We start from the raw sequence: 23884 nt of genomic DNA on the forward strand, positions 1-23884 counted from the left end.
ACATGAGCTTCAAACAACAGCTTTTACTGGTACCTGCGGCGACGGTTTTGACCGTCGCCCCCTCCTTTTCTGCGGAATATCTGACCCTGCAGCAGGCCCAGCAGGCGGCGTTCCCGGCTGCTGACAGCTTCGTTTCCACCGAGCTGACCCTGACCAAGGACCAGAAAAAACAGATCAAAAAGGCCAGCGGCGTGCGACAGCGCTGGGATGTGCAGAAAGTCTGGCGGGCCGAGAAAGCCGGCGAATTCCTGGGCTGGTTCATCGTTGACGATGTGGTCGGCAAACATGAATTCATCACCTATGGCGCCGCCCTCACCCCGGACGGCGCCGTCAAATCCATAGACATTATGATCTATCAGGAAAGTTACGGCGGTCAGGTCCGGGAAGAAGACTGGCAGAAGAATTTTGACGGCAAAACCTCCGACAGCCGCCTCAAACTGGGCGACGACATCCCCAACATTGCCGGGGCGACCCTGTCCTGCCGCAATGTCACGGACGGCGTGAAACGGCTGCTGGCCATTCATGACCTGTTCCTGACGTCTGACAGGACTTCATGACCGGCGGGAGCGATATCAGCAACGACAATTTCCCCAAGCGCCGGATGCGTCCGGCGCTTGGCTGTTTTACGGAGGTCGGCATCTGGGACGGTCCGGACCCAGAGCAGGCCTTCGCATCTGCCTATGCCGCCATCAATGAAATCGAACAATTGATGTCCTTTCACAACCCCGACAGCGAGCTGAGCCGCCTCAACAAGGCCGGTGCCCGCGGCACCACAGTCTCCTCCCCCACCTTGCGTGTTCTCCGCCTCGCCCGGGCCCTCACCGCAAAAAGCAACGACCGTTTCAACTGCACCGTCGGCGGCACCCTGGTGCGCGCCGGTGCCCTGCCTGATCAGGATTTCGGAGATGTTCTCCGTCGTGGAGACGCCTCCGATATCCTGATTGACGGCAACCATGTCGCACTGCGCCGACCGGTGCTGGTCACCCTCGATGGCATCGCCAAGGGATTTGCCGTCGACCGGGCCGTCCGCGCATTAAAGGCTTGCGGAGTGAGCTCCGGATGGGTAAATGCAGGGGGTGACCTGAGAGTATTTGGAGAGCATTTGTTGACTATAGAGCGACGAGATGAGCACGGCAGCCCCCTTCCTTGGGGTCAATTGGGCAATGCCGCCCTGGCCACCTCCCAGATCGGACGGCCGGATCCGGAGCGTTTCCCGTCTATGCTGGTCGGCGCCAATGGTCCCTCCCAACACTCCGGTTCCGTCACCATCCTGGCGCGACAGGCCTGGCGCGCTGACGCCCTGACCAAAATCGCCGCCAGCCTGCAGGGCCCGGACCTGAAAACGGAGATTGAGCGTCTCGGCGGCGTTCTGGCCGCAGATCCTGAAAGCGGAGAGGTCTGGTGAAAGGTTACCCCGCTTTTGTCCACAGCCTGACCTGGATCCTGATGCTCGGCCTGTTGATCAGCGGCCTGTTGATCCTGCCCGGCATGCTGGACCTGAAATTTGAAATAGATGTGCCGTTCCGCCTGCGCGGGGAATGGACCCTGATTATGGCCGCCTCCCACGCCCTGTTCGCCTTCCTCGCCGTCGGCCTGGTCGGGGCGCTGCTGCCCGTGCACATCCGCCTGAATTTGCGCCGCCATATCAAGCGCCTCAGCGGCTTTACCCTGCTCGGGGCGACGTCGCTACTCATCCTTACCGCCCTCGGCATCTATTATTTCGGTGATCCGTATCTGAGCCACCTGTCCAGCCTGATCCATACTGTCGTCGGCCTGGTCATGGGACTGGTTTTCATCCTCCATGCCCTGAATATCGGCCTGAGCCGCCTCTCCTCCGGTCCCGAGGCACAATAAGCCCTTTGATCTTTCCCTTTACTTAGTAAAGTATTTTCTTTAATTATGTAGACATGAAAGACAAGGCCGTTAAAAGCAAAGAAAAAATCCTGAACCTTCTGAAGACGGAAGGTCCCCGGGAAGCGCCTGCCCTGGCGGAGCGTCTGGGAGTCACCGCCATGGCGGTGCGCCAGCACCTCTATGAGCTGGAAAAAGACGGCATTGTCGAGGCCCTGTGCTGCCCGCGCCCCAAGGGCCGTCCGGGCAAGGAATGGCACCTGACCGAAAAGTCAAACGAACTGTTCCCGGACAGCCATGCGGAGTTTGCCGTCGGCCTGATCCATTCCGTCCGCGACGCCTTTGGCGAGGACGGCATGGACAAGCTGCTTGACCTGCGGGCGGCGGAACAGGTTGCCAGCTACCGCGCTGAAATCGGCGAGCAGCGCGACCTGAAAAAACGGCTCGATAAACTGGCCGAGCTCAGGACCCGCGAAGGCTATATGGCGGATGTTCTGCCCGGTGATGAGCCGGACCAGTTTCTGCTGGTGGAAAATAACTGCCCCGTCTGCGAAGCGGCCCGGGAATGCAGCGGCATCTGCGCCAGGGAACTGCAGGTATTCGAGGAACTGATGGGCGACGATGTCGCCATATTCCGCACCGAACATATCACCAGGGGCGCGCGGCGCTGTGCCTATGTGGTGCGCCCTTATGACCCGAAAGCCGGGGCGCAATAAAATCAGACGTGCTGGCCGCCGTTGATATGGATTTCCGCGCCGGTCACATAATCTGACGCATCCGTACACAGATAATAGATGGTTTTCGCCACTTCCTCCGGCTTGCCGAGGCGGCGCAGGGGAATATCCTTGATCATTTCCTCGGTGCCCGGCGACAGGATCGAGGTATCGATTTCGCCCGGCGCAATGGCATTGACCCGCACGCCATGGGGGCCGAAATCGGCCGCCATTTCCCGGGTCAGGGCCGCCAGCGCCGCCTTGGAGGTGGCGTAGGCCGAGCCGGCAAAGGGATGAACCCGGCTGCCGGCGATGGAGGTGACGTTGACGATCGCTCCCTTGCCCAGCTTCAGCTCATCCAGCAATCCGCGCGCCAGCACCACCGGGGCAAAGAAGTTCACCTCAAAAACCTGTTTCCAGTCCTCTTCCGGCGTGTTCAGGGTATTAAGCCGGTCACCGTCTTCCTGCTTGGGAGAAATGCCGGCATTGTTGACCAGGGCGTGCAGCGGTCCGCCGCCGAGGCGTTTTTTGACCTCCTCTACTCCCTTGGCGCGGTTCTCGGGATCACCGAGGTCAATCTGCACATGATCCTCCGGCCCGGCATCCCAGGGACAGTTTTCCGGGAAGCCATGACGGGACAGGGTGATGACGCGCCAGCCGGCGCTGGAAAAACGTTTCACCGTGGCATGGCCGATCCCCCGGCTGGCCCCGGTCAGAACGATGGTGCGGCGTTCATTGGCAATAATGCTCATCAGCAGTCCCTGTCGCTGTTACCCTGCCCGCTTCAGGCGGACAGAAGTGCCTCTAATTGTTCCTGGTCTTTTTTGGAAAAACCCAGCCGGCGCTCTGTTCCCAGGTCAAACAGCGGCCTTTTGATCATGGCCGGCTGCTCTATCATAAGCCGGATGGCCTGTTCCTCGTCAACTGAATTCTTTACCTCATCGGGCAGCTTGCGCCATGTGGTGCCGCGCCGGTTGAGCAGGTTCTCCCAGCCAAGCTCGGCGACGCGCTCGCGAAGCCAGGTTTCCTCGATGCCGTCCTTGCGATAGTCATGGAACTGAAACTCCTGACCTTTTTCCTCCAGCCATTTCAGCGCCTTCTTGATGGTATCGCAGTTTTTAATGCCGTAGACGGTAATCATACCTTACTCCGTGAGTTGTTTTTATTCCGGAATCTCGAACTGGACATTTTCCTTGGCCACCACATCTTCCGGGTCCATATGGATGATCAGTTCCGCATCCGGGAAGGCTTTTTGCAGCTCGTGTTCCACTTCATGGGAGATCCGGTGTGCTTTGTGCAGTGAGATATCGCTTTCAAGCTCGAGATGAAGCTGGATAAAGCTGTCGAGTCCGGAACGGCGGGTTTTCATGTCATGCAGGCCCCGGACCTCGGGATGGCCGCGTACGATCTCGATAATCTTCTCGCGCTCGCTTTCTTCCATTTCCCGGTCCATCAGCATGTCAATACTGCCTTTGGCGATCAGATAGACATTGTAGAGCAGATAAATCCCGATCCCGAGGCCAAAGATCGGATCAAATATCTCCAGCCCCAGATAGCCGCCCAGCACCAGCGCTGCCAGCACCGCCAGGTTCAGCAGCAGGTCGCCAGCGTAATGCAGGCTGTCGGCGGATATGGCTACCGACGAGGTCTTGCGCACCACATATTTCTGGTAGCCCACCAGCCCCATGGTCAGCGCAATGGACAGGACAATGACGATTATACCGATGTCCGTCTGCTGGATCGGCTCGGGCGTGATCAGATGTTTGACGGCCTCCACCATCACCATGATCGCCGACAGGGTAATGACCATGGCCTGGATCAGGCCGGCGATGGCTTCCGCCTTGCCGTGCCCGAAACGATGTTCATTGTCAGCCGGGACGATGGCATAGCGCACCGCCATGAAATTCATGGCCGAGGCCAGCATGTCCATCACACTGTCCATCAGCGAGCCAAGCAGCGCCACCGAGCCGCTGATATACCAGGCCCAGCCCTTGATCAGGATCAGGGTAAAGGACACCAGCAGCGAGGCCACGGCAGCCCGGACCATCAGCCAGGAGTTGTTTTTTCTGAGTTCACTTATATCCGTCATCTGCCGGGCCTCTAGGGGTACAGTTTTTCCACGACCCAGTCCCCCGCGCCTTCGCGGCGGTAACGGGTGCGGTCATGCAGGCGGAATTTGCGCTCCTCCCAGAACTCGATGGCCTCGGGACAGAGCCGGAAACCGGTCCAGTAGGGCGGGCGCGGAATATGACCGACGGCATATTTGGCGGCATATTTGGCAATCGCCGCCTCAAACTCAAACCGCCCTTCCATCGGACGACTCTGTTTCGAGGCCCAGGCGCCGATCCGGCTGTCCCGGGCGCGGCTGTCATAGTAAGCGTCGGCTTCCTCGTCGCTGACCTGCTGCAACGGCCCTTCGATCCGGACCTGGCGGGTGAGCGATTTCCAGTGGAAACAAAGCGCGGCGCGCATATTGCCAAGGATCTCCTGTCCCTTGCGGCTTTCCATATTGGTATAGAATGTAAAGCCGTCCGGCCCGTGCCCCTTGAGCAGCACCATGCGGACGGACGGGTAACCCCGGCTGTCAGACGTGGCCAGCGCCACGGCGTCGGCAAGATCCTCGCTGTCATTGGCCTTGGCATACCAGTCGGAAAATTTTTCAAAAGGATCCTGCATTTTATACTCGCCTTAAATTCGCCAAACTGCTTATTATATTCAGGTTAGGTTCAGGTCAATGTCCTGTATAATGTAGTGGCAGGTTTTTGACAACGCCGTGACGCTTGATTATTTAATGTATAAAGAGGTTTAGCATGCAACTGACCAAAGGCATTATGACCACCCTTGTTGCCGCCGGGCTCGTATTCTCCACAGCCGGCTGTGAAAGCAAACAGGAAAGCGGCACTGTCATCGGCGCCGTGGTGGGCGGTCTGCTGGGCCATTCCGTCGGCGGAAGCGGCGGCGGCAAAGCCTTTGCCATTGCAGTGGGCGCCGTGGCCGGCGCCGTTGTCGGCAGCTCCATCGGCAAAAGCCTGGATGAGGCTGACCGCGTGAAAATGCAGCAATCCGCCCAGTATGCCCTGGAAAGCGGCGTTTCCGGCGAAACTGTCACCTGGCACAATCCGGACAGCGGCAACTATGGCTCCGTTACCCCGCAGCCGGCTTATGAACCCGAGCCGGAACAATATTGCCGCGAATATCAGCAGACCATCACCGTCGGCGGTAAAACCGAAACCGCCTATGGCACGGCCTGCCGTCAGCCAGATGGGACTTGGAAAATCACCAATTGATCACTAAATTAATGTCATAGTTGGATTTTAACGAGGACATTAATTTAACATGAGAGATCCCTATACCGTACTGGGCCTCAGCAAAGGCGCCAGTGAGGCTGATATCAAAAAGGCCTACCGCAAACTTGCCAAAGAACTGCACCCGGATGCCAATGCCGGGGATGAAAAAATTGCGGAAAAATTCAAGGAAGTCTCTGCCGCCTATGCCCTGTTGAGCAACAAGGACATGCGGGCCCGTTATGATCGCGGCGAAATTAATGCTGACGGTTCGGAAAAAGGCTTCGCCGGCGCGGGAGCGGGTCACGGCCGCGCAGGCGGTGGATTCAGCCCGTTTGGCGACGGCTTTGACCCGGAAGAAATATTTGCCAGCTTCTTCGGCCGCGGCGGCCCGGGGGCGCGTACCCGGGTACAGAAGGGCGCCGACAAGCTCTATAAGGTCAATATCGACTTCCTGGATGCGGTCAAGGGCGGCAAACAGCAGCTGACCCTGGATACCGGCAAAACCCTCAATGTCTCCATCCCCGCCAATGTGCGCGAGGGACAGCAGATCCGCCTCAAGGGCCAGGGCGGCCAAGGAATCGGCGGCGCGCCGGCCGGCGATGCGCTGGTGGAAATCCACATCCGGCCCCATCCCTATTTCACCCAGGAAGGTAACGATATCCATCTGGAGCTGCCCATCACCCTGCCCGAAGCGGTGCTCGGCGGCAAGGTTACGGTACCGACCATTGACGGCAATGTCTCCCTGCCGATCCCCAAGGGCGCCAGCTCCGGCAAGAAACTGCGCCTCAAAGGAAAGGGCGCCAAGGATGCAAAATCGGGCGCCAGCGGCGATCAATATGTGAAACTGATGATCACGCTGCCGGAAAATCCGGATGAGGACCTGGAAAAAGCCATTGAAAAATGGTCCAAAGGCAAGGATTATGACGTGAGAGGAAAACTCAAGTAATCCACTTGTCGGGAAACGCCGGGCCGGACCATGATCGATAAAGTCAAAACAGTTCTCATGCCGCTCAAGCCGGCCTATGACCGCATCAGCTTCCTCGTGGAAGCGGTGGCCCGGTTCAACCAGCATGACGGCATGGTGATGGCCGGCTACCTCGCGTTCCTGACCCTGCTGGCCCTGTTCCCCTTCATCATTTTCCTGGTCTCGCTCGCCGGCATGTTCGGCCAGAGCGACGCCGGCACCGGTGCCCTGGAGCTCATGTACGAGCATATGCCCGAGGATGTGGTCAGGGTCCTGAAAAACCCCATTGAGAAAATGGTCTCCACCAGCAGCGGCGGCATCATGACCTTCAGTATCGTGGGTGCCGTCTGGGTCTGCTCGTCCGCCATTGATGCGGCCCGGCTCGCCATCGTCCGCGCCTTTGACCGGGTGTCGCGCCGCGCCTATCTGCGGCGCCGGGCCGAGGGCCTTGTTCTGGTAATCCTGTCCGCCAGCAGCATCATCGTCGGCATGTCCGTGCTGGTGCTGGGGCCGGTGGCCTGGAATATCCTGATCAGCTATATCCCGGTGGAGGCCGACTGGAAACTGGCCTGGAACGCGGTGCGTTTCTCGCTGAGTTTCGGACTGGTGTTCGGCGCCCTGTGCCTCAGTTACTATATCCTGCGCCCCAGGTTCCTGAAAATTTCCGCCCCGATCGCCCCCGGCGCCCTTGTTGCCCTGTTGCTGTGGATGGGGATCGGCAGTTCATTTTCCCTTTACCTGAAACATTTTACCAAGTATGACGTGACCTACGGCAGCCTTGCCGGGGCAATTATCGCCCTGATGTTTTTCTATTTCATCAGCGCCGCCTTCATCCTTGGTGCAGAGATCAATTCCACGCTCTATCTTCGCCAGGTTAAAAAACTGGAAGAGGCCCTTGAAGAGGAAAGCGACTGAGCGGGCGACGGCAAAGCCGATTGCAAATAGTTGCCTGACGTGTAGGATGGCAAAAAGTCGGAAATATATTGAGGATGTATCATGACTGAATTCAAAGGTCTTCTTTCTGGGAAAAAAGGTTTGATCATGGGTGTGGCCAACAACCGGTCCATCGCCTGGGGCATCGCCGCCAAAGCCGCAGAACAGGGTGCAGAACTGGCCTTCACCTACCAGGGAGAAGCCCTGGAAAAACGGGTGCGCCCGCTGGCCGAGAGCGTCGACTCCGATGTTATCCTGCCCTGCGACGTCACCGATGAATCCTCCATGGATGAAGTATTCAAGACCCTTGAAGCAAAATGGGGCAAGCTGGACTTTGTCGTCCATGCCATCGCCTATTCCGACAAGGAAGAGCTGACCGGCCGTTATGTGGACACCAGCCGGGAGAATTTCACCCGCAGCCTCGATATTTCCTGTTACAGCTTCACCGCCATCGCCCAGCGCGCCGAGAAACTGATGAGCGACGGCGGCAGTATGGTGACGCTGAGTTATTACGGCGCGGAAAAAGTCCTGCCCCATTACAACGTCATGGGCGTCGCCAAGGCGGCGCTGGAAGCTTCCGTGCGCTACATGGCCCGCGACCTCGGTCCGAAAAACATCCGGGTCAACAGCATTTCCGCCGGCCCGATCAAGACCCTGGCCGCCTCCGGGATCGGCGATTTCCGCTTTATCCTGAAATGGAACGAATATAACAGCCCCATGGGCCGCAACGTCACCATCGAGGAAGTGGGCAACGCCGGGCTCTATCTGCTCAGCGATCTGTCCAGCGGCGTGACCGGCGAAAACCACCATGTGGACAGCGGCTATCACATCATGGGCATGAAGCGTGAAGATGCCCCGGCCCTCACCCTCGACAAGAGCTGAGGCCATTTAAGGAAGACAGATGTCAGATAACACCTTCGGTCAACTATTCCGGGTTACCACCTGGGGCGAAAGTCACGGTCCGGCCATCGGCTGCGTGGTCGACGGCATGCCGCCGCGCATTCCCGTAAACGAGGAAGAAATCCAGAAATTCCTCGACAAGCGCAAGCCGGGCCAGAGCCGTTTCACCACCCAGCGCAAGGAACCGGACCAGGTCAAAATCCTGTCCGGCGTGTTCGAGGGCCTGACCACCGGCACCCCGATCTGCCTGATGATCGAAAATACCGACCAGCGCTCCAAAGATTACGGCGACATCAAGGATAAATACCGCCCGGGCCATGCCGATTATACCTATATGGAAAAATACGGCATCCGCGACTATCGCGGCGGCGGCCGCTCCTCCGCCCGGGAAACGGCGAGCCGGGTCGCTGCAGGCGCGCTTGCCCGCAAGGTGCTGGGCATGGGCGTGCGCATCAAGGGCGCCTTGGTGCAGGTCGGCGAACATGAAGTGAACCGCGACAACTGGGACTGGGACCAGGTCGACCAGAACCCCTTCTGGTGCCCGGACGCCGAAATGGTGCCGGTGTGGGAAAAATACCTCGATGAAATCCGCAAGGACGGCAGCTCCATCGGCGCTGTCATCGAAGTGCGCGCCCAGGGCGTGCAGACCGGCCTCGGTGCCCCGGTTTACGGCAAGCTCGACAGCGACCTCGCCCAGGCGATGATGACCATCAATGCGGTCAAGGGCGTGGAAATCGGCGAAGGCATGAATGCGGCGCGGCTCAGCGGCGAGCAGAATGCGGACGAAATGTATATTGATGAAAGCGGCCGGCCCAATTTCCGCACCAACCATGCGGGCGGTATCCTCGGCGGCATTTCCACCGGCCGGGAAATTGTGGTGCGCTTTGCCGTGAAACCGACCAGTTCGATCCTGACCCCGCGCGCCACCATCGACAAACATGGCGAAGAAACCGAGATTATCACCAAGGGCCGCCACGACCCCTGCGTCGGCATCCGCGCCGTACCGGTCGGCGAAGCCATGATGGCCTGCGTGCTGGCCGATCACCTGATGCGCCATCGGGCGCAGTGCGGGTAAGACTACTACCGTCATTCCCGCGTAGGCGGGAAGGTGGAGTCACGTTTGAAGTGGATGCCCGTTTGCACGGGCATGACGATGGTGTGGGTGCAGCCTCAGCGGATACTGTCGATATAGCCGAGGATCGCCTGGATGCGGTGCAGGTCCTCGAGCTCGGCGCGGCCGGCGCCCTGGCGCAGGGCCTCGTCCTGCTTGCCCTGCCACAGGGCGATAAAGTCTTTTTTCTCGGTCGCAGCACCATCGCCGTCCGCATTCACTTCCGGCTGGAAACTCAGGTTGATATGATCCTCGAAGCTGATCACGCCGGACTCATAAAGAGTGCGGCTCAGGTCGATCATTTCCAGCGGGCTGGCATGACGAAGATCAATGCGCCCGGCGACGTCCCGCCAGACCGGGGAAATGGACAGCAGCCGCGCATCCGCTTTGCGGTCGCGACTTTCGGCCCGGACATCCAATTGGCGCACATCATCATTGGCTCTCACCCGTGCCGGGGAAAACTCAATTGTGACATTTCCAAGGATGACACTTTCGTCAACCAGTTTATACGCTACATTGTCCATTTTCATTTCATATACTCTCATTACAAAGGTTCTGCCGCTTGTTTACGCAACAACCATGCCAAATTACCCCTCTGTGTTGAAAGTGGCGGAATACCGGGACCAAAAACTAACATACTGTAAATATTATGCTTTTTAAGGAAGCATTAACCATACAGTCCGGTATTTTCTGCCTCATCACCCGGAAATATATTCCGGCCCTCCTGAACCGTTGCTGAACAGTTCATTTTTTATGGTATGTTAGAATATAACGACCATATGTGGCTAAATTACGATGGATTCAAGGTTTTTTCGCCTAAATCCGTTAGGAATTGCGGCAGAGCGGCCTAAAAATGCGATGAACGGGAAAAAACCGAGACCACTTCCAGATGGCTGGACCAGAGGAACTGATCGACCGGGGTGACCGGGCCCATATGATAGCCACCGTCCGCCAGGGTGCGGGCGTCGCGGGCGAAAGTGGCCGGATTGCAGCTGACCATGACAATCACCGGTACGCTTGAGGCGGCCAGTTCCGCCACCTGCTCCCGCGCCCCGGCCCGGGGCGGATCGATCACCGCGATGTCAAAGCCCTCCAGCTCATGGGCGAGGAACGGCCGGATGAACAGGTCGCGCACTTCGGCGCTGAAGGGATGTTGCAATGGCGCGAGGTTGACCGACTTTTGCAGGGCCTCGACCATCTCGGCGTTACCTTCCAGCGCGTGGACCGCCATTTTTTTCAGCGCGGGCACGCTGAACGTGCCGACCCCGGCGAAAATATCCACCAGTTTGCCGCCCTCTTTCAGGTGCGGCAGCAGGCGGGAGATCAGCGCCGCTTCGCCTTCCCGGGTCGCCTGCAGGAAGGTGCCGGGCGGGATCAGGATCTTGCGCCCGGCAAAGGTGACAATGGGCTGGCGCCGTTCCAGCAGCATTTCCGGCGCAGCCCGTTTCAGCGAGGTGTCGCGCCAGCTGATGCGGGCGATATCCCGGGCTTCAGCAAAGGCGGCCACATCCATGCGCAGGTCCAGCGACGGGTCGCCCTTGCTTTCCAGCAGCAGGTCAAGGCCATTGTCCGCCGCGGTGATCTCCACCGCCATTTTCTGGCGCAGCTCTATCACCTGGCCGAGGAAGTCCCTGAGCGCCGGGATCAGGGCGACAATTTCCGGCCTGAGCACCGGGCATTCCTGCAGGTCGATCAGGTTGTGGCTACCCTTTTCGGAAAAGCCGAGGATGGCCTTCCCCTTGCCGCGGCCAATCGCATTAAGGCGGGTGCGGCGGCGACTGCCGGGCGGGCTGGTCACCGGATCAAGTATCTCCACATCTTCAAATCCGCGATGGGATAATGCGGTCATCACCTGCTGGCGCTTCCAGTCGGCATAAAAATCCGCTTTGACATGCTGCAGGGCGCAGCCGCCACAACGGGTGAAATGGCGGCAGGCCGGCTGCTGGCGGTGTTCGGACGGTTCAAGGACCTGGCTGATGCGGGCCTGCTTGCCCTTGAGCTTCACCTCCAGCACATCGCCGGGCACGCTGTAAGGAATATAGACTTCCGCCCCGGCGGGGCCGGCAATGCCATCGCCGCGGGCGCCGAGCTCCTGCACCTCCACCTTCACGCGCCTTCTCCATCATAACGGGCGGCAATCAGGAATTCGATATTGCCTTCCGGCCCCTTGATCGGGCTCTGGGTGATCCCGAGCACGGTCCAGCCGGGCAGGTCCCGGAGCCAGTTTTCGATCTTGTCGCAAACTTCCTGATGCAGTTCCGGTTCGCGCACCACGCCACCCTTGCCGACCCGGCCCTTGCCCACTTCGAACTGGGGCTTGATCAGGGCAATCAGGTGCGCCCCCGGCGGCGCCAGAGCCAGAGCCGCGGGCAGGACGACCTCAAGGCCGATGAAGCTCGCATCGCAGACAATCAGGTCAACAGGATCGGGTATTTGTTCCCGGGTCAGGTAGCGGGCATTGGTTTTTTCCAGCACCACCACCCGTTCATCATTGCGGAGCTTCCAGGCGAGCTGGCCGTGCCCCACATCCACGGCATAGACTTTTTTCGCGCCGCCTTCCAAGCAGACGTCAGTAAAGCCGCCGGTGGAGGCGCCCACATCGATGACAATCTTGCCTTCGGGGGAGATGTCGAATTCTTCCAGTCCCTTGACCAGCTTCAGGCCGCCGCGGCTGACCCAGGGATGTTCCTTGCCGCGCACTTCGAGCGGTTTGTCGTCGGAAATCTGCTGGCCGGGTTTGGCGATTTTTTCTTCGCCGCTATAGACAGTGCCCGCCATAATATAGGCTTGGGCGCGGGACCGGCTTTCCGCCAGCCCCCGGTCCACCAGCAACTGATCAACGCGCTTTTTGGGCATTTTCGACGGAGGCTGTCTCGCCGGTGTCATTGCGGCGCAGGGCCTTCAGCACGGTGGCCACAATATCGCTGGCGACAAGATGAGCGTCTTCATACATCTTCTGCGGGCTGTCCTGGTCCTGGAAGATATCAGGCAGTTTCATGGTCCGCACCTTGAGGCCGCTTTCCATCAGCCCCTCGTTGCTGAGCCAGTCCAGCACATGGCTGCCGAAACCGCCGATGGAGCCTTCCTCGATGGTGATCAGCACTTCATGGTTCACCGCCAGCTCGCGGATCATGTCATAATCCAGCGGCTTGGCAAAACGGGCATCCGCCACCGTGGTACTCAGGCCGCGGGCGGCCAGATCGTCAGCTGCCTTTTTCGCCTCCTCGAGCCGGGTGCCCAGCGACAGGATTGCCACCTGCTTGCCCTCGCGGATAATGCGGCCCTTGCCAAGTTCCAGCACCGTGCCTTGTTCCGGCAGTTCCACACCGACGCCCTCGCCGCGCGGATAACGCACCGCGGACGGCCGGTCATCCAGGGAGGCGGAGGTGGCGATCATATGCATCAGCTCCGCTTCATCAGCCGCCGCCATCACCACCATATTCGGCAGCGAGGCAAGATAGGTCACATCAAAGCTTCCGGCATGGGTCGGGCCGTCAGCGCCCACCAGGCCGGCCCGGTCAATGGCGAAACGCACCGGCAGGTTCTGCACCGCCACGTCATGCACCACCTGGTCATAGGCGCGCTGCAGGAAGGTGGAATAAATGGCGCAGAAGGGTTTGTAGCCTTCGGCGGCAAGGCCGGCGGCAAAGGTCACCGCATGCTGTTCGGCAATACCCACGTCAAAACAGCGGTCCGGGAATTCGGCGCCGAATTTATCGAGCCCGGTGCCGGACGGCATCGCCGCATTGATGGCGACGATCTTGTCGTCCTTTTTCGCCTCGGCGATCAGGGCCTTGGCAAAGACGCTGGTATAGCTCGGCGCTTTGGGCGTGCCCTTGGCCTGGGCCCCGGTCACCACATTGAATTTGGACACGCCGTGATATTTGTCGGCGGATTGTTCCGCCGGGGCGTAGCCCTTGCCCTTCTGGGTCACCACATGGATCAGGAACGGCCCGTTGTCCGCATCCCGCACATTTTCCAGCACCGGCAGCAGATGCTCCAGGTTATGGCCGTCGATCGGACCAACGTAATAGAATCCCAGTTCCTCGAACAGGGTGCCGCCGGTGGCCATGCCGCGGGTATATTCCTCAGCCTTGCGCGCGGTATTGGTGATCGGCCTGGGGAACTTGCGCATGATCTGCTTGGCGATATCCCGAAGCCCCAGGTAAGAACGGGACGACAGCAGCCGGGCCAGATAGGCGCTCATGGCCCCGGTCGGCGGGGCAATGGACATGTCATTATCGTTCAGGATCACGATCAGCTTGCTATGCAGCGCCCCGGCGTTGTTCATGGCCTCATAGGCCATGCCCGCACTCATGGCGCCGTCGCCGATCACCGCAATGACGTTTTCATGGCTGCCGCGCAGGTCACGGGCCATGGCCATGCCGAGCCCGGCGGAAATCGAGGTGGAGCTGTGTCCGGCCCCGAACGGGTCATATTCACTTTCCTTGCGCTTGGTAAAACCGGCCAGGCCCCCGCCCTGGCGGATGGTGCCCATGCGGTCACGGCGACCGGTCAGGATTTTATGGGGATAGCACTGGTGGCCCACATCCCAGATCAGTTTGTCGTCAGGGGTATTGAAGACATAATGCAGGGCCACGGTGAGTTCGACCACCCCGAGACCGGCCCCGAGATGTCCGCCGGTGCGCGATACCGAGTCAATCATGTCGGCCCTGACTTCATCTGCCAGTTGCTTTAACTGCTCAGGTGCCAGTTTTTTCAAGTCGTCCGGATCGTTGATCTGATCCAGAAGTTCTGTAACCGGTTTGCTAGACAAAATACCCTACTCTTCCCACATCCGTTGCCGAATGGTTTTATCTATCTTTATACCCTAACTGGCGCGATGTATAACAAAATGCGCCATTGAGCGCAAAACATCGGCCTTCTCCGCAAATATTTCAAGATGCTCGATCGCCTGCGCGATCAACATTTCAGCCTGTGTCCGCGCCCGTTCCACACCGAGGAGCGAGACAAGGGTCGCTTTGCCGGCATCTTCGTCCTTGCCGGCGGTCTTACCGAGCTCCTCCGAGTCGCCCTCCTTGTCCAGAAGATCATCGACAATCTGGAACGCCAGCCCCAGGTCATGAGCATAGCCTTTCAGGGCATGCCTGCGGCGACCGTCAGCCTTGCCGAGGATGGCGCCGGCTTCGCAGGAAAAAACAATCAGCGCGCCGGTTTTCATATTCTGCATACGGGTGATGCTGAACTGGTCCAGGTCGCGGTTCTCCGCCGCCAGGTCGAACATCTGGCCACCCACCATACCCTGGGCGCCGAGCGCCCTGGCAAAGGCCGCCACCAGCTCGCACCGCACCCGCGGGTCCGCATGGGTCTTTTCATCAGCGAGGATCTCGAACGCCAGCGTCAGCAGGGCGTCGCCGGCCAGAACCGCCGTGGCCTCGTCGAACTTTTTATGCACGGACGGTTGTCCCCGGCGCATGTCGTCGTCATCCATACACGGCAGGTCGTCATGGATCAGGGAATAGGTGTGGGCGCATTCCACCGCCGCCGCCACCTGCAGGGCCGCCTGCTCGGACACGCTGAACAGCTTTGCCCCCTGCATCACCAGAAAGGGGCGAAGACGCTTGCCGCCGGCCATCAGGGCGTAGTCCATGGCCTCGACCACCCGTGCTTCCAGGCCGTCCGCCTTGGGCAGAAGTTTGGTCAGCTGTTTTTCCAGGGACTCCGCTGTTTCCTTGAGGGCCAAGCGGGCAAGAGACGTATCTGCGTTCATGGTCATGAACCTGTATGATAATTAAGACAACCGGACGGGATCTTATTCCACATCCAGCGGTTCCGTTGCCAGGGCACCGCTTTGCTGGCGGGTGATTTTTTCAATCCGCTCGCTGGCATCCTTGAGCTTCTCGTCGCAATGCTGGCGCAACTGGGTGCCGCGGGTATAGATTTCGATGGAATTTTCCAGCGAGACATCGCCGCTTTCCAGGTTTTGCACAATCTGTTCCAGCGCCGAAAGGGCATCTTCAAAATTCATCGCCCTGATATCTTCGGGCAGTTCCATCTTTTCGCTCTTGTCCGCCAATCTAAACTCCTGTTGTCAGACCCCCTGTCCGATACCGCTCCTGATGCCTAATCCATCAGGGCCGAAACATGGGCCGCCGCACATTCTCCGAGAACCGACAGGTTATACCCCCCTTCCAGGCAGGATACAAGCCGCCCATGACAATATTCCCGGGCAATTTCCTTCAGCTCACTGGTCACCCAGTAATAATCGTCTTCCGTCAGCATCAGGTCCGCCAGCGGGTCCTGGCCGTGACCGTCAAATCCCGCCGAAATAAACATAAAATCCGGTTTGAAGTCACGCAGGGCCGGGAAAATCCGCTCCTCATAGGCATGGCGGAAGGCTTTGGAACCGCTGCCCGCCGCCAGCGGCGCGTTGACAATTACCCCGAGCCCGTCGTCCTGGACCTGACCGGTTCCGGGATAAAGCGGCGACTGATGCGAAGAGGCATAGAGCATCCCCTTGGTCCGTTGTGCTACCGTCTGGGTTCCGTTGCCGTGATGGACATCGAAATCAATCACCGCAACCCGGTGCTGGAAAAGTTGTTTATGGGCATAAACCGCCGCAATGGCGATGGAGTTGAATAAACAAAATCCCATGGCCTGATTGGGTTCGGCATGGTGCCCCGGCGGCCTGAGGGCGCAAAAGGCATTGTCGATCTCGCCGGCCATGATTTTGTCCACCGCATCACAGGCGCCGCCGACCGCCCGACGCGCCGCAGCCAGGGAGCCGGGCGACATGCTGGTGTCCGCATCCAGCATGGTCCTGCCTTCCTCGGGACTGCTCTCATAGATATGGTCGACATAGGCCCTGGTGTGGACCAGTTCGATCCGGTCGCGATCCGCCAGCGGCGCCTCGAATCTTTTCAGGGCGGAGAATTTTGTCGCTTCCAGAGCCGACAGGATCACATTCAGACGGTCCACACATTCCGGATGTCCCGGCGGCATCTGATGGTCCAGGCAATCAGGGTGAAAAAACAATCCAGTCGACATATGCAGAATTCCCGTCCGGCCCTTTTCTCCAGCGCCGGCGGATTTTGATTATCCTGCCCGCTTCTGCTGCTTCCGAGCCTCGTATTTGGCTTTTTCCTCCGCCACAAGCTCTTTCTTGGACAATTTTCCAATCATGGTCTTGGGCAATTCGTCCCGGAATTCGACAGCGGAGGGAATTTCATGCTTGCCGAGGCGTTCCTTGAGGAACGTCAGCAGCTTGGCCTCCGTCAGGTCTTCGTCCGGATGAACCAATGTTACAAAAGCCTTGGGGGATTCGCCACGATAATCGTCAGGAATACCGATCACGGTAACCTCCTTGACCGCCGGGTGCTGCATGATGGCCTCTTCCACCACCCGCGGGAACACATTGAAGCCGCCGACCAGGATCAGGTCCTTATCCCGGTCGATGATATAGGTATAGCCGTCGTCAGCCATATAGCCCACATCGCCGGTCCGCAGCATATGACCGTCAATCAGCACTTCAGCAGTGGCGTCGGGACGTTTCCAGTAGCCTTTCATCACCTGGGGGCCGCGCACGCAGATTTCCCCCGCTTCCCCGACCGGCATTTCCTTGGTGTGGTCTTCCCGGTCGACGATGATGATTTCCGTGCCCGGCAGCGGCAAACCGATCGAGCCGATCACGCTGGGCTGGTCGTAGCGGTTTGTACAGACCACCGGCGACGCTTCCGTCAGGCCATACCCTTCGGTCACGGTGACGCCCATTTTTTCCCTGAAGGACCTGGCCAGCTCCATCGGCAGCGGGGCCCCGCCGCTCATGGTATTCTTCACCCGGTCAAGGCCGATTTCCTTGCCGCTGCCCATGCTCAGCATCGCGGTGTACATGGTCGGAACCCCAGCAAACATGGTCGGACGTTCCCGGCGCATCAGCTTGACGGCCTCTTCCAGTTCGAACTTGGGCAGGATCGGGATGCGGGCGCCGGTCCGCACGCCGAGCACCATCACCACGGTCATGGCGAAAACATGGAAAAACGGCAGGAACCCGGGCGTTACTTCGTTGCCCATTTCAATATTGTGGGTCCATTCCACCATCTGTTCCACATTCAGGTAAATATTGGAATGGGTCAGCATGGCCCCTTTGGGCACGCCGGTCGTGCCGCCGGTATATTGCAGGACCGCCACATCCTCATCCGGGTTGATCTCCACCGGCTGGCGCGGTTCGACGCATTTGACCAGATCGGCAAAATCGACATGATATTCGTCTTTCACCACCGGAGCGACCATGCTTTTCTTGAACAGCCTGAACAGGATATTCTTGGGGAAAGGAAGCCCCCAGTCAAATCCGCTGACCACCAGTTTTTTCAGCCGACTCTGTTCCGCAACCTTGCGGATCTGTGGATAGAGGGCGGCCAGATTGAGGGTGACCATGACATCAGTTTCCGAATCTTCCACCTGCTTCATCAGTTCCGGTACGGAATAGAGCGGACTGTAATTGACGACAGTGCCACCAGCCTTGAGGATCGCGAAATAGGTAATGACGAACTGCGGACAGTTGGGCATGAAAATGCCGACATGGATGCCTTTCTTGACGCCGATGGACTGCAGGCCCGCCGTCATCCGGTCAATCATCTCGCCAAGTTCGCCATAGGTGATTTCCCTGCCCAGGAATTCGAGGGCCACTTTGTCGCCAAAGGCCGCGACAGAATCATCAACCACCTTGAACAGCGGCGCGCCGTCAAACTTCTTGTGCCAGTCCGCATTGGACGGATAACTATTCAACCACAGATGCTCTGACATAATATTAGCTTCCCCCCCTACTCCGAAACAGGTTCTACAAAAAAGTCCGGCAGCAGCCCGGCATCGGGATCCACCGCATAGCTGCTCAGGTCCGTCATTCCTTCCGACGCCAACAGTTCATCATCCACACAGAAATTGCCGGTAAATTCCCGGCTGTCGCGGGTCAGGATAATATGGGCGGCGTCAGCCATGATTTCCGGTTTCCGGCTGCCGCGGATGGCGGTATCCCCGCCCAGCAGGTTTTTCACCGCGGCCGTGGCGATAGCCGTCCGGGGCCAGAGCGCGTTGAAGGCGATGCCGTCCCGCCTGAATTCCTCCGCCATGCCCAGGACGCACATGCTCATGCCGAATTTTGCCATGGTATAGGCCACATGCGGCGCAAACCACTTGGCCTCCATATTCAGCGGCGGCGACAGATTCAGCACATGGGGATTTTCCGCCTTTTTCAGATGGGGAATGCAGGCCTTGGACACCATGAACGTGCCGCGGGTATTGATCTGGTGCATCAGGTCATAACGCTTCATCTCTGTATGCAGGGTCGGCGTCAGGGAAATGGCGCTGGCGTTATTGATCAGGATATCGATACCGCCGAAGGTATCCACGGTTTTGGCTACGGCATCACTGACCAGTCCTTCATCCCGGATATCAACCGCCAGCGGCAGAGCCGTGCCGCCGGCCTGTTCGATTTCTTCGGCTGCGGTATAGATGGTCCCTTCCAGCTTCGGATGCGGTTCCGTGGATTTGGCGGCAATGGTCACATTGGCACCGTCGGCCGCCGCCCGCTTGGCGATGGCCAGCCCGATTCCCCGGCTGCCGCCGGTGATAAACAGTGTTTTTCCTTTCAGGTCTCCCACCGTCATACTCCCTTTTTATCATCCCGGTGTTTGATTTGATGTTGTATGCCCCTTTAAATCACCATATTCGGAATTATAGCGCCATATGGTCATCCTCAATAGCATAAAACAGACTGTCTCCGCCCATAACCATCTCCTTCAGCCCGAAAGCCGTCGGCATGACCTGTTCGCCGTAAAACCGGACGGTAGCGATTTTCGCCCTGAGGAAGTCTTCGTCTCCGTTTCCGGTGCCCGATTCCAGCCGGGTCTGGGCGGCGACCGCCGCTTTGGCCATCAGGTAGCCGCCCACGACCATGCTCATCAGGCGCAGGAACGGCACGGAGCCGGCCGCCACATCGCGCATATTCTGTTTCTGCTGTGCTAACAGCCATTCCGCAGACTCACGGCAATCGGCCGTGATCCTGGACAGGTTTTCACGATATTGGGCCAGTTCGCCGATTTCCGGCATGGCGGCAATGAAATCTTCAGTCATACCGAGGAAGGCCTGCCAGTGCTCGCCCCCGTCCATGGCCAGCTTGCGTCCGACCAGGTCCATCGCCTGGATGCCGTTGGTGCCTTCGTAAATGGGATGAATGCGGGCATCCCGGAACACCTGGGCGATGCCGGTTTCCTCGATGTAGCCCATCCCGCCAAACACCTGCACGGCAAGGGAGGAATTCTCCACACCAAGGTCGGTCCCGTAGGCCTTGCTGATCGGCGTCAGCAGGTCGGCCAGGCCGCGATATTTGCGACGGACCTCCCCGTCAGGATGATGTCGTCCCATATCCAGCGCCAGGGCATTGAGATAAATGATCGCCCGCACGGCTTCGGTTGTGGATTTGATGGTCATCAGCATACGGCGTACGTCTGCGTGCTCAATAATCGGGCTTTTGCCTTCGCTTGTGGAGCCGATGGCCTTGCCCTGGCGCCGGTCCCTGGCATAGTCCAGCGCCATCTGCCAGCCCCGCTCCGCAGCGCACAGGCCAAGGATCCCCACATTGAGCCGCGCATTGTTCATCATGGTGAACATGCAGCGCATGCCCTGGTTCTCCCCGCCGATCAGGTAGCCCACACAATTTCCATTGTCCCCGTAGGACATGACACAGGTCGGACTGGCGTGGATTCCCATCTTATGTTCCAGTGATACCGCCCTGAGATCATTTTTCTCGCCGAGGCTGCCATCCTCGTTGATCAGATATTTCGGCACAATAAACAGGCTGATTCCCTTGGTTCCCTCCGGCGAGCCGGGGGTGCGGGCCAACACCAGATGAATGATGTTCTCAGCCATGTCATGTTCACCCCAGCTGATGAAAATCTTCTGGCCGCTGATCCGGTAAGTGCCGTCGGCCTGGGGGTCCGCCCTGGTCCGGAGCGCGCCCACATCGGACCCTGCCTGGGGTTCGGTCAGATTCATGGTTCCGGTCCATTCGCCGGACACCAGCTTTTCCATATAGGTTTTCTGTTGCTCTTCGGTGCCGTGCGCTTCCAGGGCCTCAACGGCGCCCTGGCCGAGAATCGGACAGAGGGTAAAGGCCTGGTTGGCACTGGCCATCATTTCCTGCACCGCCGTGCCCAGCACCTGCGGCATGCCCTGTCCGCCATATTCGACGGGACCGCAAATCCCGTTCCAGCCGTTTTCCACATAAGCCTGGTAGGCGTCCTTGAAGCCGTCCGGCGTTTTCACCCCGTCATCGGCCAGCACACTGCCTTGCCGGTCGCCGACAGCATAAAGCGGGGAGATTTTCTCCGACGAAAATTTACCGCCCTCTTCCAGAACGGCCTGGACCAGGTCATCACTGACTTCCTGAAAGGGCTCAAGCTTCAGCAGCTCGGCCATATCGATCACGTGATCCAGAACAAAACGAATTTCCCGGGTCGGGGCTACATACTCGGCCAACTCTTCTTCTCCTAAACTTGTCTGATTGCTGTTTGACGCCTATGGCACTATGATTTTGTTCGTGTTAAGAACCCTGTGTTTTTTAATCTTGTTCACATAGGAAAACATTCAAACAATCGTTTGAAATTCAACTTACATGACTCGCACGTTTAAAACAAGTGTTTTACGTGTCGTCACCGCAGGACAACCAGACGGCTATGAATTACAAGAATGTCTTCAGCGCTAATTCCGTGAATTACACCCTGGCCGCCAAATATCTGCGACAGGGAAAACTGGTGTCCTTTCCGACAGAGACCGTATATGGCCTGGGCGCAGATGCCTGCAACGGCGAGGCAGTTGCCACCATCTTTGCAACCAAGAACCGGCCGAATTTCAACCCCCTGATCGTGCATGTGCCCGACCTTGAAACAGCCGAAAATTACGTATTCCTGGATGAAACATCGCGCCGGCTGGCGGAAAAATTCTGGCCCGGCCCCTTTACCCTGGTCCTGCCGCGAAAAGAAGACTGTCCTTTAAGCCCGCTGGTCTCGGCCGGCCTTGATACGGTGGCGATCCGCGTACCCCGCCACCACATGGCCCGGGAACTCCTGCAGACATTCGGCGGCGCCATCGCCGCCCCCAGCGCCAATAAGTCCGGCCGGGTCAGCCCGACCACCGCCGAACATGTCGCCCGCGAATTCACGCCCGAGGAAGTGCCCCTGATCCTCGATGGCGGCCCCTGTGAAGAGGGCCTGGAATCGACCATCGTCCAGGTCTCCGGACAGGAAGTCCTGCTGCTCAGGCCCGGCACCGTCACCCCCAGGGAAATCGAACTGGTCGCCGGCCTGCCGGTCCGGCTGGTGAAGAATGCAGACAATCCGGTTGCCCCCGGGCAGCTCAAGAGCCATTATGCGCCAAGGGCCCGGCTGCGGCTGAATGCCACCCACGCAGAGCCGGGCGAGGCGTTGCTGGCCTTTGGCCGCGCTGTCCCGAAGGACGGCGTCATCACCCGCAACCTCAGCCCCAACGGCAGTCTGACCGAAGCGGCCGCCAGCCTGTTTTCCCTGATGCGGGAACTGGATGAACTGGGTATTGCCAGAATTGCCGTGATGCCGATCCCGATGCAGGGCCTCGGCCTGGCCATCAACGACCGCCTGGAGCGGGCGGCGGCGCCGCGACCGGACGAGGAAGAAGCCTGAAAGAAACCGACATGACAAAGCCTGACCAAAACCATCTGGATAATCTCAAAAGTATCGCCGGCGCCGGCGGCTGGTCGGATGATCCCGACGTGCTGGCCCCTCACCTTGTGGAGTGGCGCGACCTTTATCAGGGCAAGACCCCCCTGTTACTGTTGCCCGACAGTTCGGAAAAAGTGGCCGCCCTGGTGAAATACTGCCATGACAACCGCCTCCCCCTGGTTCCCCAGGGTGGAAATACCGGCCTGGTCGGCGGCGGCCTGCCCGATGACAGCGGCAACGAGATCCTGATCAGCCTCAAACGCCTCAACAAGGTGCGGCTCCGCGATCCGCTGAACCAGACCATCACCGTCGAGGCCGGCGTCATTCTCGCCGACCTGCAGGCCATGGCCGAGGAGATGGACCTTTATTTTCCGCTCAGCCTCGCCTCCGAAGGCACCTGCCAGGTGGGCGGCAATATTTCCAGCAATGCCGGCGGCGTCGGCGTGCTGAAATACGGCAACATGCGCGATCTGGTGCTGGGACTGGAAGTGGTGCTGCCGGACGGCCAACTGTGGGACGGCCTGACCGGGCTCCGGAAAGACAATACCGGGTACGACCTGAAACAGCTGTTCATCGGCTCCGAAGGCACGCTGGGCATCGTCACCGCCGCCACCCTGAAACTCTATCCCCGGCCGCTCAACACGCAGACGGCGCTGCTGGCCATTCCGTCGCCGCAGGCGGCGATCGAGCTTTTGACCCTGGCCCGGAAAATGAGCGGCGACCTGGTTACCGCCTTCGAAATCATTCCCCGCATCGGTCTGGACTTCCTGGTCCGGCATATGGACGCCACGGACCCCATGGAAACAGCCTATGACTGGCACATCCTGATGGAATGTTCATCGTCGCTGGACCGGTTGCACCTCGACCTGGAAAACCTGTTCCAGCAGATCATGGAAACCGCAATGGAACAGGAGCTGGTGCTGGACGGGGTGATCGCCAGCAGCGAACAGCAGCGTGACAATCTGTGGGCGCTCCGGGAAAACCTGTCGGAAGTGCAGAAGTTCGAAGGCGGCAGCATCAAGCATGATATTTCCGTGCCGGTTTCCAAGATTCCGGAATTCCTGGAAAAAGCCACCGCCGCAGTGGAGCAGGCCATTCCCGGCATCCGGCCGGTGCCGTTCGGCCATATCGGCGACGGCAATATCCATTTCAACCTGACCCAGCCGGAAGGCGCCGACAAGGCCGCCTATCTCGACCGCTGGGAAGAGGTGAACAAGATCGTCCATGACATTGTGCACGGACTGGACGGCAGCATCAGCGCCGAGCACGGCATCGGCCGGCTCAAGGTGGAGGAGCTGACCCGTTATAAGTCGCCCCTCGCCCTTGACCTGATGCGTAAACTGAAAAAGACACTGGACCCGGCAAATATTCTTAATCCGGGACGGATTGTCCAGAACGATTAAAAAAGTAACCCT

Annotated in this window: 25 protein-coding genes; 11 read left to right on the plus strand and 14 right to left on the minus strand. The window is 59.1% G+C overall.

The features are described from left to right. Nucleotides 1–2: 2 nt before the first annotated feature. Genes FIV46_RS15350 through FIV46_RS15365 form a run of 4 tightly spaced genes read left to right on the plus strand, consistent with a single transcriptional unit; the run spans nt 3 to nt 2567 of the window. Nucleotides 3–557: an FMN-binding protein gene (locus FIV46_RS15350; RefSeq protein ID WP_139941808.1), complete on the plus strand. Its 555-nt coding sequence runs from the start codon at nt 3–5 to the stop codon at nt 555–557. Next, nucleotides 554–1405 carry an FAD:protein FMN transferase gene (locus tag FIV46_RS15355; protein WP_139941809.1) on the plus strand — a complete coding sequence of 284 codons (852 nt, stop codon included), beginning with the start codon at nt 554–556 and terminating at the stop codon, nt 1403–1405. The genes FIV46_RS15350 and FIV46_RS15355 overlap by 4 nt, the downstream gene beginning before the upstream one ends. Then, nucleotides 1402–1854 (plus strand): hypothetical protein, encoded by a 453-nt coding sequence (locus tag FIV46_RS15360; RefSeq protein WP_139941810.1) that lies wholly within the window; start codon nt 1402–1404, stop codon nt 1852–1854. Before FIV46_RS15355 ends, FIV46_RS15360 begins: the two co-directional genes overlap by 4 nt. A gap of 53 nt (nt 1855–1907) precedes the next feature. After that, nucleotides 1908–2567, plus strand: a complete 660-nt coding sequence (locus tag FIV46_RS15365; RefSeq protein ID WP_139941811.1) for a helix-turn-helix transcriptional regulator — start codon at nt 1908–1910, stop codon at nt 2565–2567. A 2-nt stretch (nt 2568–2569) separates the two neighbouring features. Here FIV46_RS15365 and FIV46_RS15370 read toward each other — a convergent pair whose 3' ends face one another. The 4 genes from FIV46_RS15370 to pdxH are packed head-to-tail and all read right to left on the minus strand — an operon-like array spanning nt 2570 to nt 5240. Continuing rightward, on the minus strand, nt 2570–3316 hold the full coding sequence (locus tag FIV46_RS15370) for an SDR family NAD(P)-dependent oxidoreductase (protein WP_139941812.1): 747 nt from the start codon (nt 3314–3316) through the stop codon (nt 2570–2572). Nucleotides 3317–3348: 32 nt separating this feature from the next. Next, nucleotides 3349–3705, minus strand: a complete 357-nt coding sequence (locus FIV46_RS15375; RefSeq protein WP_139941813.1) for an ArsC family reductase — start codon at nt 3703–3705, stop codon at nt 3349–3351. 21 nt (nt 3706–3726) lie between these two features. After that, nucleotides 3727–4653, minus strand: a complete 927-nt coding sequence (locus tag FIV46_RS15380; protein WP_139941814.1) for a cation diffusion facilitator family transporter — start codon at nt 4651–4653, stop codon at nt 3727–3729. Nucleotides 4654–4664: 11 nt separating this feature from the next. Next, nucleotides 4665–5240 (minus strand): pyridoxamine 5'-phosphate oxidase, encoded by a 576-nt coding sequence (gene pdxH, locus FIV46_RS15385; RefSeq protein ID WP_139941815.1) that lies wholly within the window; start codon nt 5238–5240, stop codon nt 4665–4667. A gap of 134 nt (nt 5241–5374) precedes the next feature. Here pdxH and FIV46_RS15390 point away from each other — a divergent pair, with 134 nt between their 5' ends. The 5 genes from FIV46_RS15390 (at nt 5375) to aroC (ending at nt 9723) form a co-directional block, all read left to right on the plus strand. Further along, nucleotides 5375–5851, plus strand: coding sequence for an RT0821/Lpp0805 family surface protein (locus FIV46_RS15390; protein ID WP_219846151.1), 477 nt, complete (start codon nt 5375–5377; stop codon nt 5849–5851). A 49-nt stretch (nt 5852–5900) separates the two neighbouring features. Next, nucleotides 5901–6797, plus strand: a complete 897-nt coding sequence (locus FIV46_RS15395; protein WP_139941816.1) for a DnaJ C-terminal domain-containing protein — start codon at nt 5901–5903, stop codon at nt 6795–6797. Between the two features lie 30 nt (nt 6798–6827). Then, on the plus strand, nt 6828–7730 hold the full coding sequence (locus tag FIV46_RS15400) for a YihY/virulence factor BrkB family protein (protein ID WP_139941817.1): 903 nt from the start codon (nt 6828–6830) through the stop codon (nt 7728–7730). An 81-nt stretch (nt 7731–7811) separates the two neighbouring features. Continuing rightward, nucleotides 7812–8630 (plus strand): enoyl-ACP reductase FabI, encoded by an 819-nt coding sequence (fabI, locus tag FIV46_RS15405; protein ID WP_139941818.1) that lies wholly within the window; start codon nt 7812–7814, stop codon nt 8628–8630. A 19-nt stretch (nt 8631–8649) separates the two neighbouring features. Then, a complete protein-coding gene (gene aroC / locus FIV46_RS15410; RefSeq protein ID WP_139941819.1) occupies nt 8650–9723 on the plus strand; it encodes a chorismate synthase in 1074 nt (357 codons plus the stop codon). A gap of 95 nt (nt 9724–9818) precedes the next feature. On the opposite strand, the gene FIV46_RS15415 is transcribed toward aroC, so the two are convergent. From FIV46_RS15415 to FIV46_RS15460, 10 genes are all read right to left on the minus strand, one after another. Then, nucleotides 9819–10304, minus strand: a complete 486-nt coding sequence (locus FIV46_RS15415) for a hypothetical protein (RefSeq protein ID WP_219846152.1) — start codon at nt 10302–10304, stop codon at nt 9819–9821. Between the two features lie 302 nt (nt 10305–10606). Beyond that, a complete protein-coding gene (gene rlmD, locus FIV46_RS15420; protein WP_139941821.1) occupies nt 10607–11869 on the minus strand; it encodes a 23S rRNA (uracil(1939)-C(5))-methyltransferase RlmD in 1263 nt (420 codons plus the stop codon). Continuing rightward, nucleotides 11866–12615 (minus strand): TlyA family RNA methyltransferase, encoded by a 750-nt coding sequence (locus tag FIV46_RS15425; RefSeq protein WP_139941822.1) that lies wholly within the window; start codon nt 12613–12615, stop codon nt 11866–11868. The genes rlmD and FIV46_RS15425 overlap by 4 nt, the downstream gene beginning before the upstream one ends. Beyond that, on the minus strand, nt 12596–14536 hold the full coding sequence (gene dxs / locus FIV46_RS15430) for a 1-deoxy-D-xylulose-5-phosphate synthase (protein ID WP_139941823.1): 1941 nt from the start codon (nt 14534–14536) through the stop codon (nt 12596–12598). Before dxs ends, FIV46_RS15425 begins: the two co-directional genes overlap by 20 nt. A 54-nt stretch (nt 14537–14590) precedes the next feature. Then, nucleotides 14591–15496, minus strand: a complete 906-nt coding sequence (locus FIV46_RS15435) for a polyprenyl synthetase family protein (protein WP_139941824.1) — start codon at nt 15494–15496, stop codon at nt 14591–14593. A gap of 36 nt (nt 15497–15532) precedes the next feature. Next, nucleotides 15533–15796 carry an exodeoxyribonuclease VII small subunit gene (locus tag FIV46_RS15440; protein WP_219846154.1) on the minus strand — a complete coding sequence of 88 codons (264 nt, stop codon included), beginning with the start codon at nt 15794–15796 and terminating at the stop codon, nt 15533–15535. Between the two features lie 47 nt (nt 15797–15843). Then, nucleotides 15844–16767 (minus strand): histone deacetylase family protein, encoded by a 924-nt coding sequence (locus tag FIV46_RS15445; protein WP_139941825.1) that lies wholly within the window; start codon nt 16765–16767, stop codon nt 15844–15846. 48 nt (nt 16768–16815) lie between these two features. Continuing rightward, nucleotides 16816–18522: a long-chain-fatty-acid--CoA ligase gene (locus tag FIV46_RS15450; RefSeq protein WP_139941826.1), complete on the minus strand. Its 1707-nt coding sequence runs from the start codon at nt 18520–18522 to the stop codon at nt 16816–16818. A 17-nt stretch (nt 18523–18539) separates the two neighbouring features. Further along, entirely contained in the window at nt 18540–19376 is an 837-nt protein-coding gene (locus FIV46_RS15455; protein WP_139942271.1) for an SDR family oxidoreductase, read from the minus strand. Nucleotides 19377–19449: 73 nt separating this feature from the next. Then, nucleotides 19450–21252 carry an acyl-CoA dehydrogenase C-terminal domain-containing protein gene (locus FIV46_RS15460; protein WP_139941827.1) on the minus strand — a complete coding sequence of 601 codons (1803 nt, stop codon included), beginning with the start codon at nt 21250–21252 and terminating at the stop codon, nt 19450–19452. A 167-nt stretch (nt 21253–21419) separates the two neighbouring features. Between FIV46_RS15460 and FIV46_RS15465 the strand changes: the two genes are divergently transcribed. Next, nucleotides 21420–22430 (plus strand): L-threonylcarbamoyladenylate synthase, encoded by a 1011-nt coding sequence (locus tag FIV46_RS15465; protein WP_219846156.1) that lies wholly within the window; start codon nt 21420–21422, stop codon nt 22428–22430. Between the two features lie 11 nt (nt 22431–22441). Beyond that, nucleotides 22442–23872 carry an FAD-binding oxidoreductase gene (locus tag FIV46_RS15470; RefSeq protein WP_139941828.1) on the plus strand — a complete coding sequence of 477 codons (1431 nt, stop codon included), beginning with the start codon at nt 22442–22444 and terminating at the stop codon, nt 23870–23872. Nucleotides 23873–23884: the final 12 nt, after the last annotated feature.

The organism is Emcibacter nanhaiensis (assembly GCF_006385175.1).
Classification (GTDB): Bacteria; Pseudomonadota; Alphaproteobacteria; order Sphingomonadales; family Emcibacteraceae; genus Emcibacter; species Emcibacter nanhaiensis.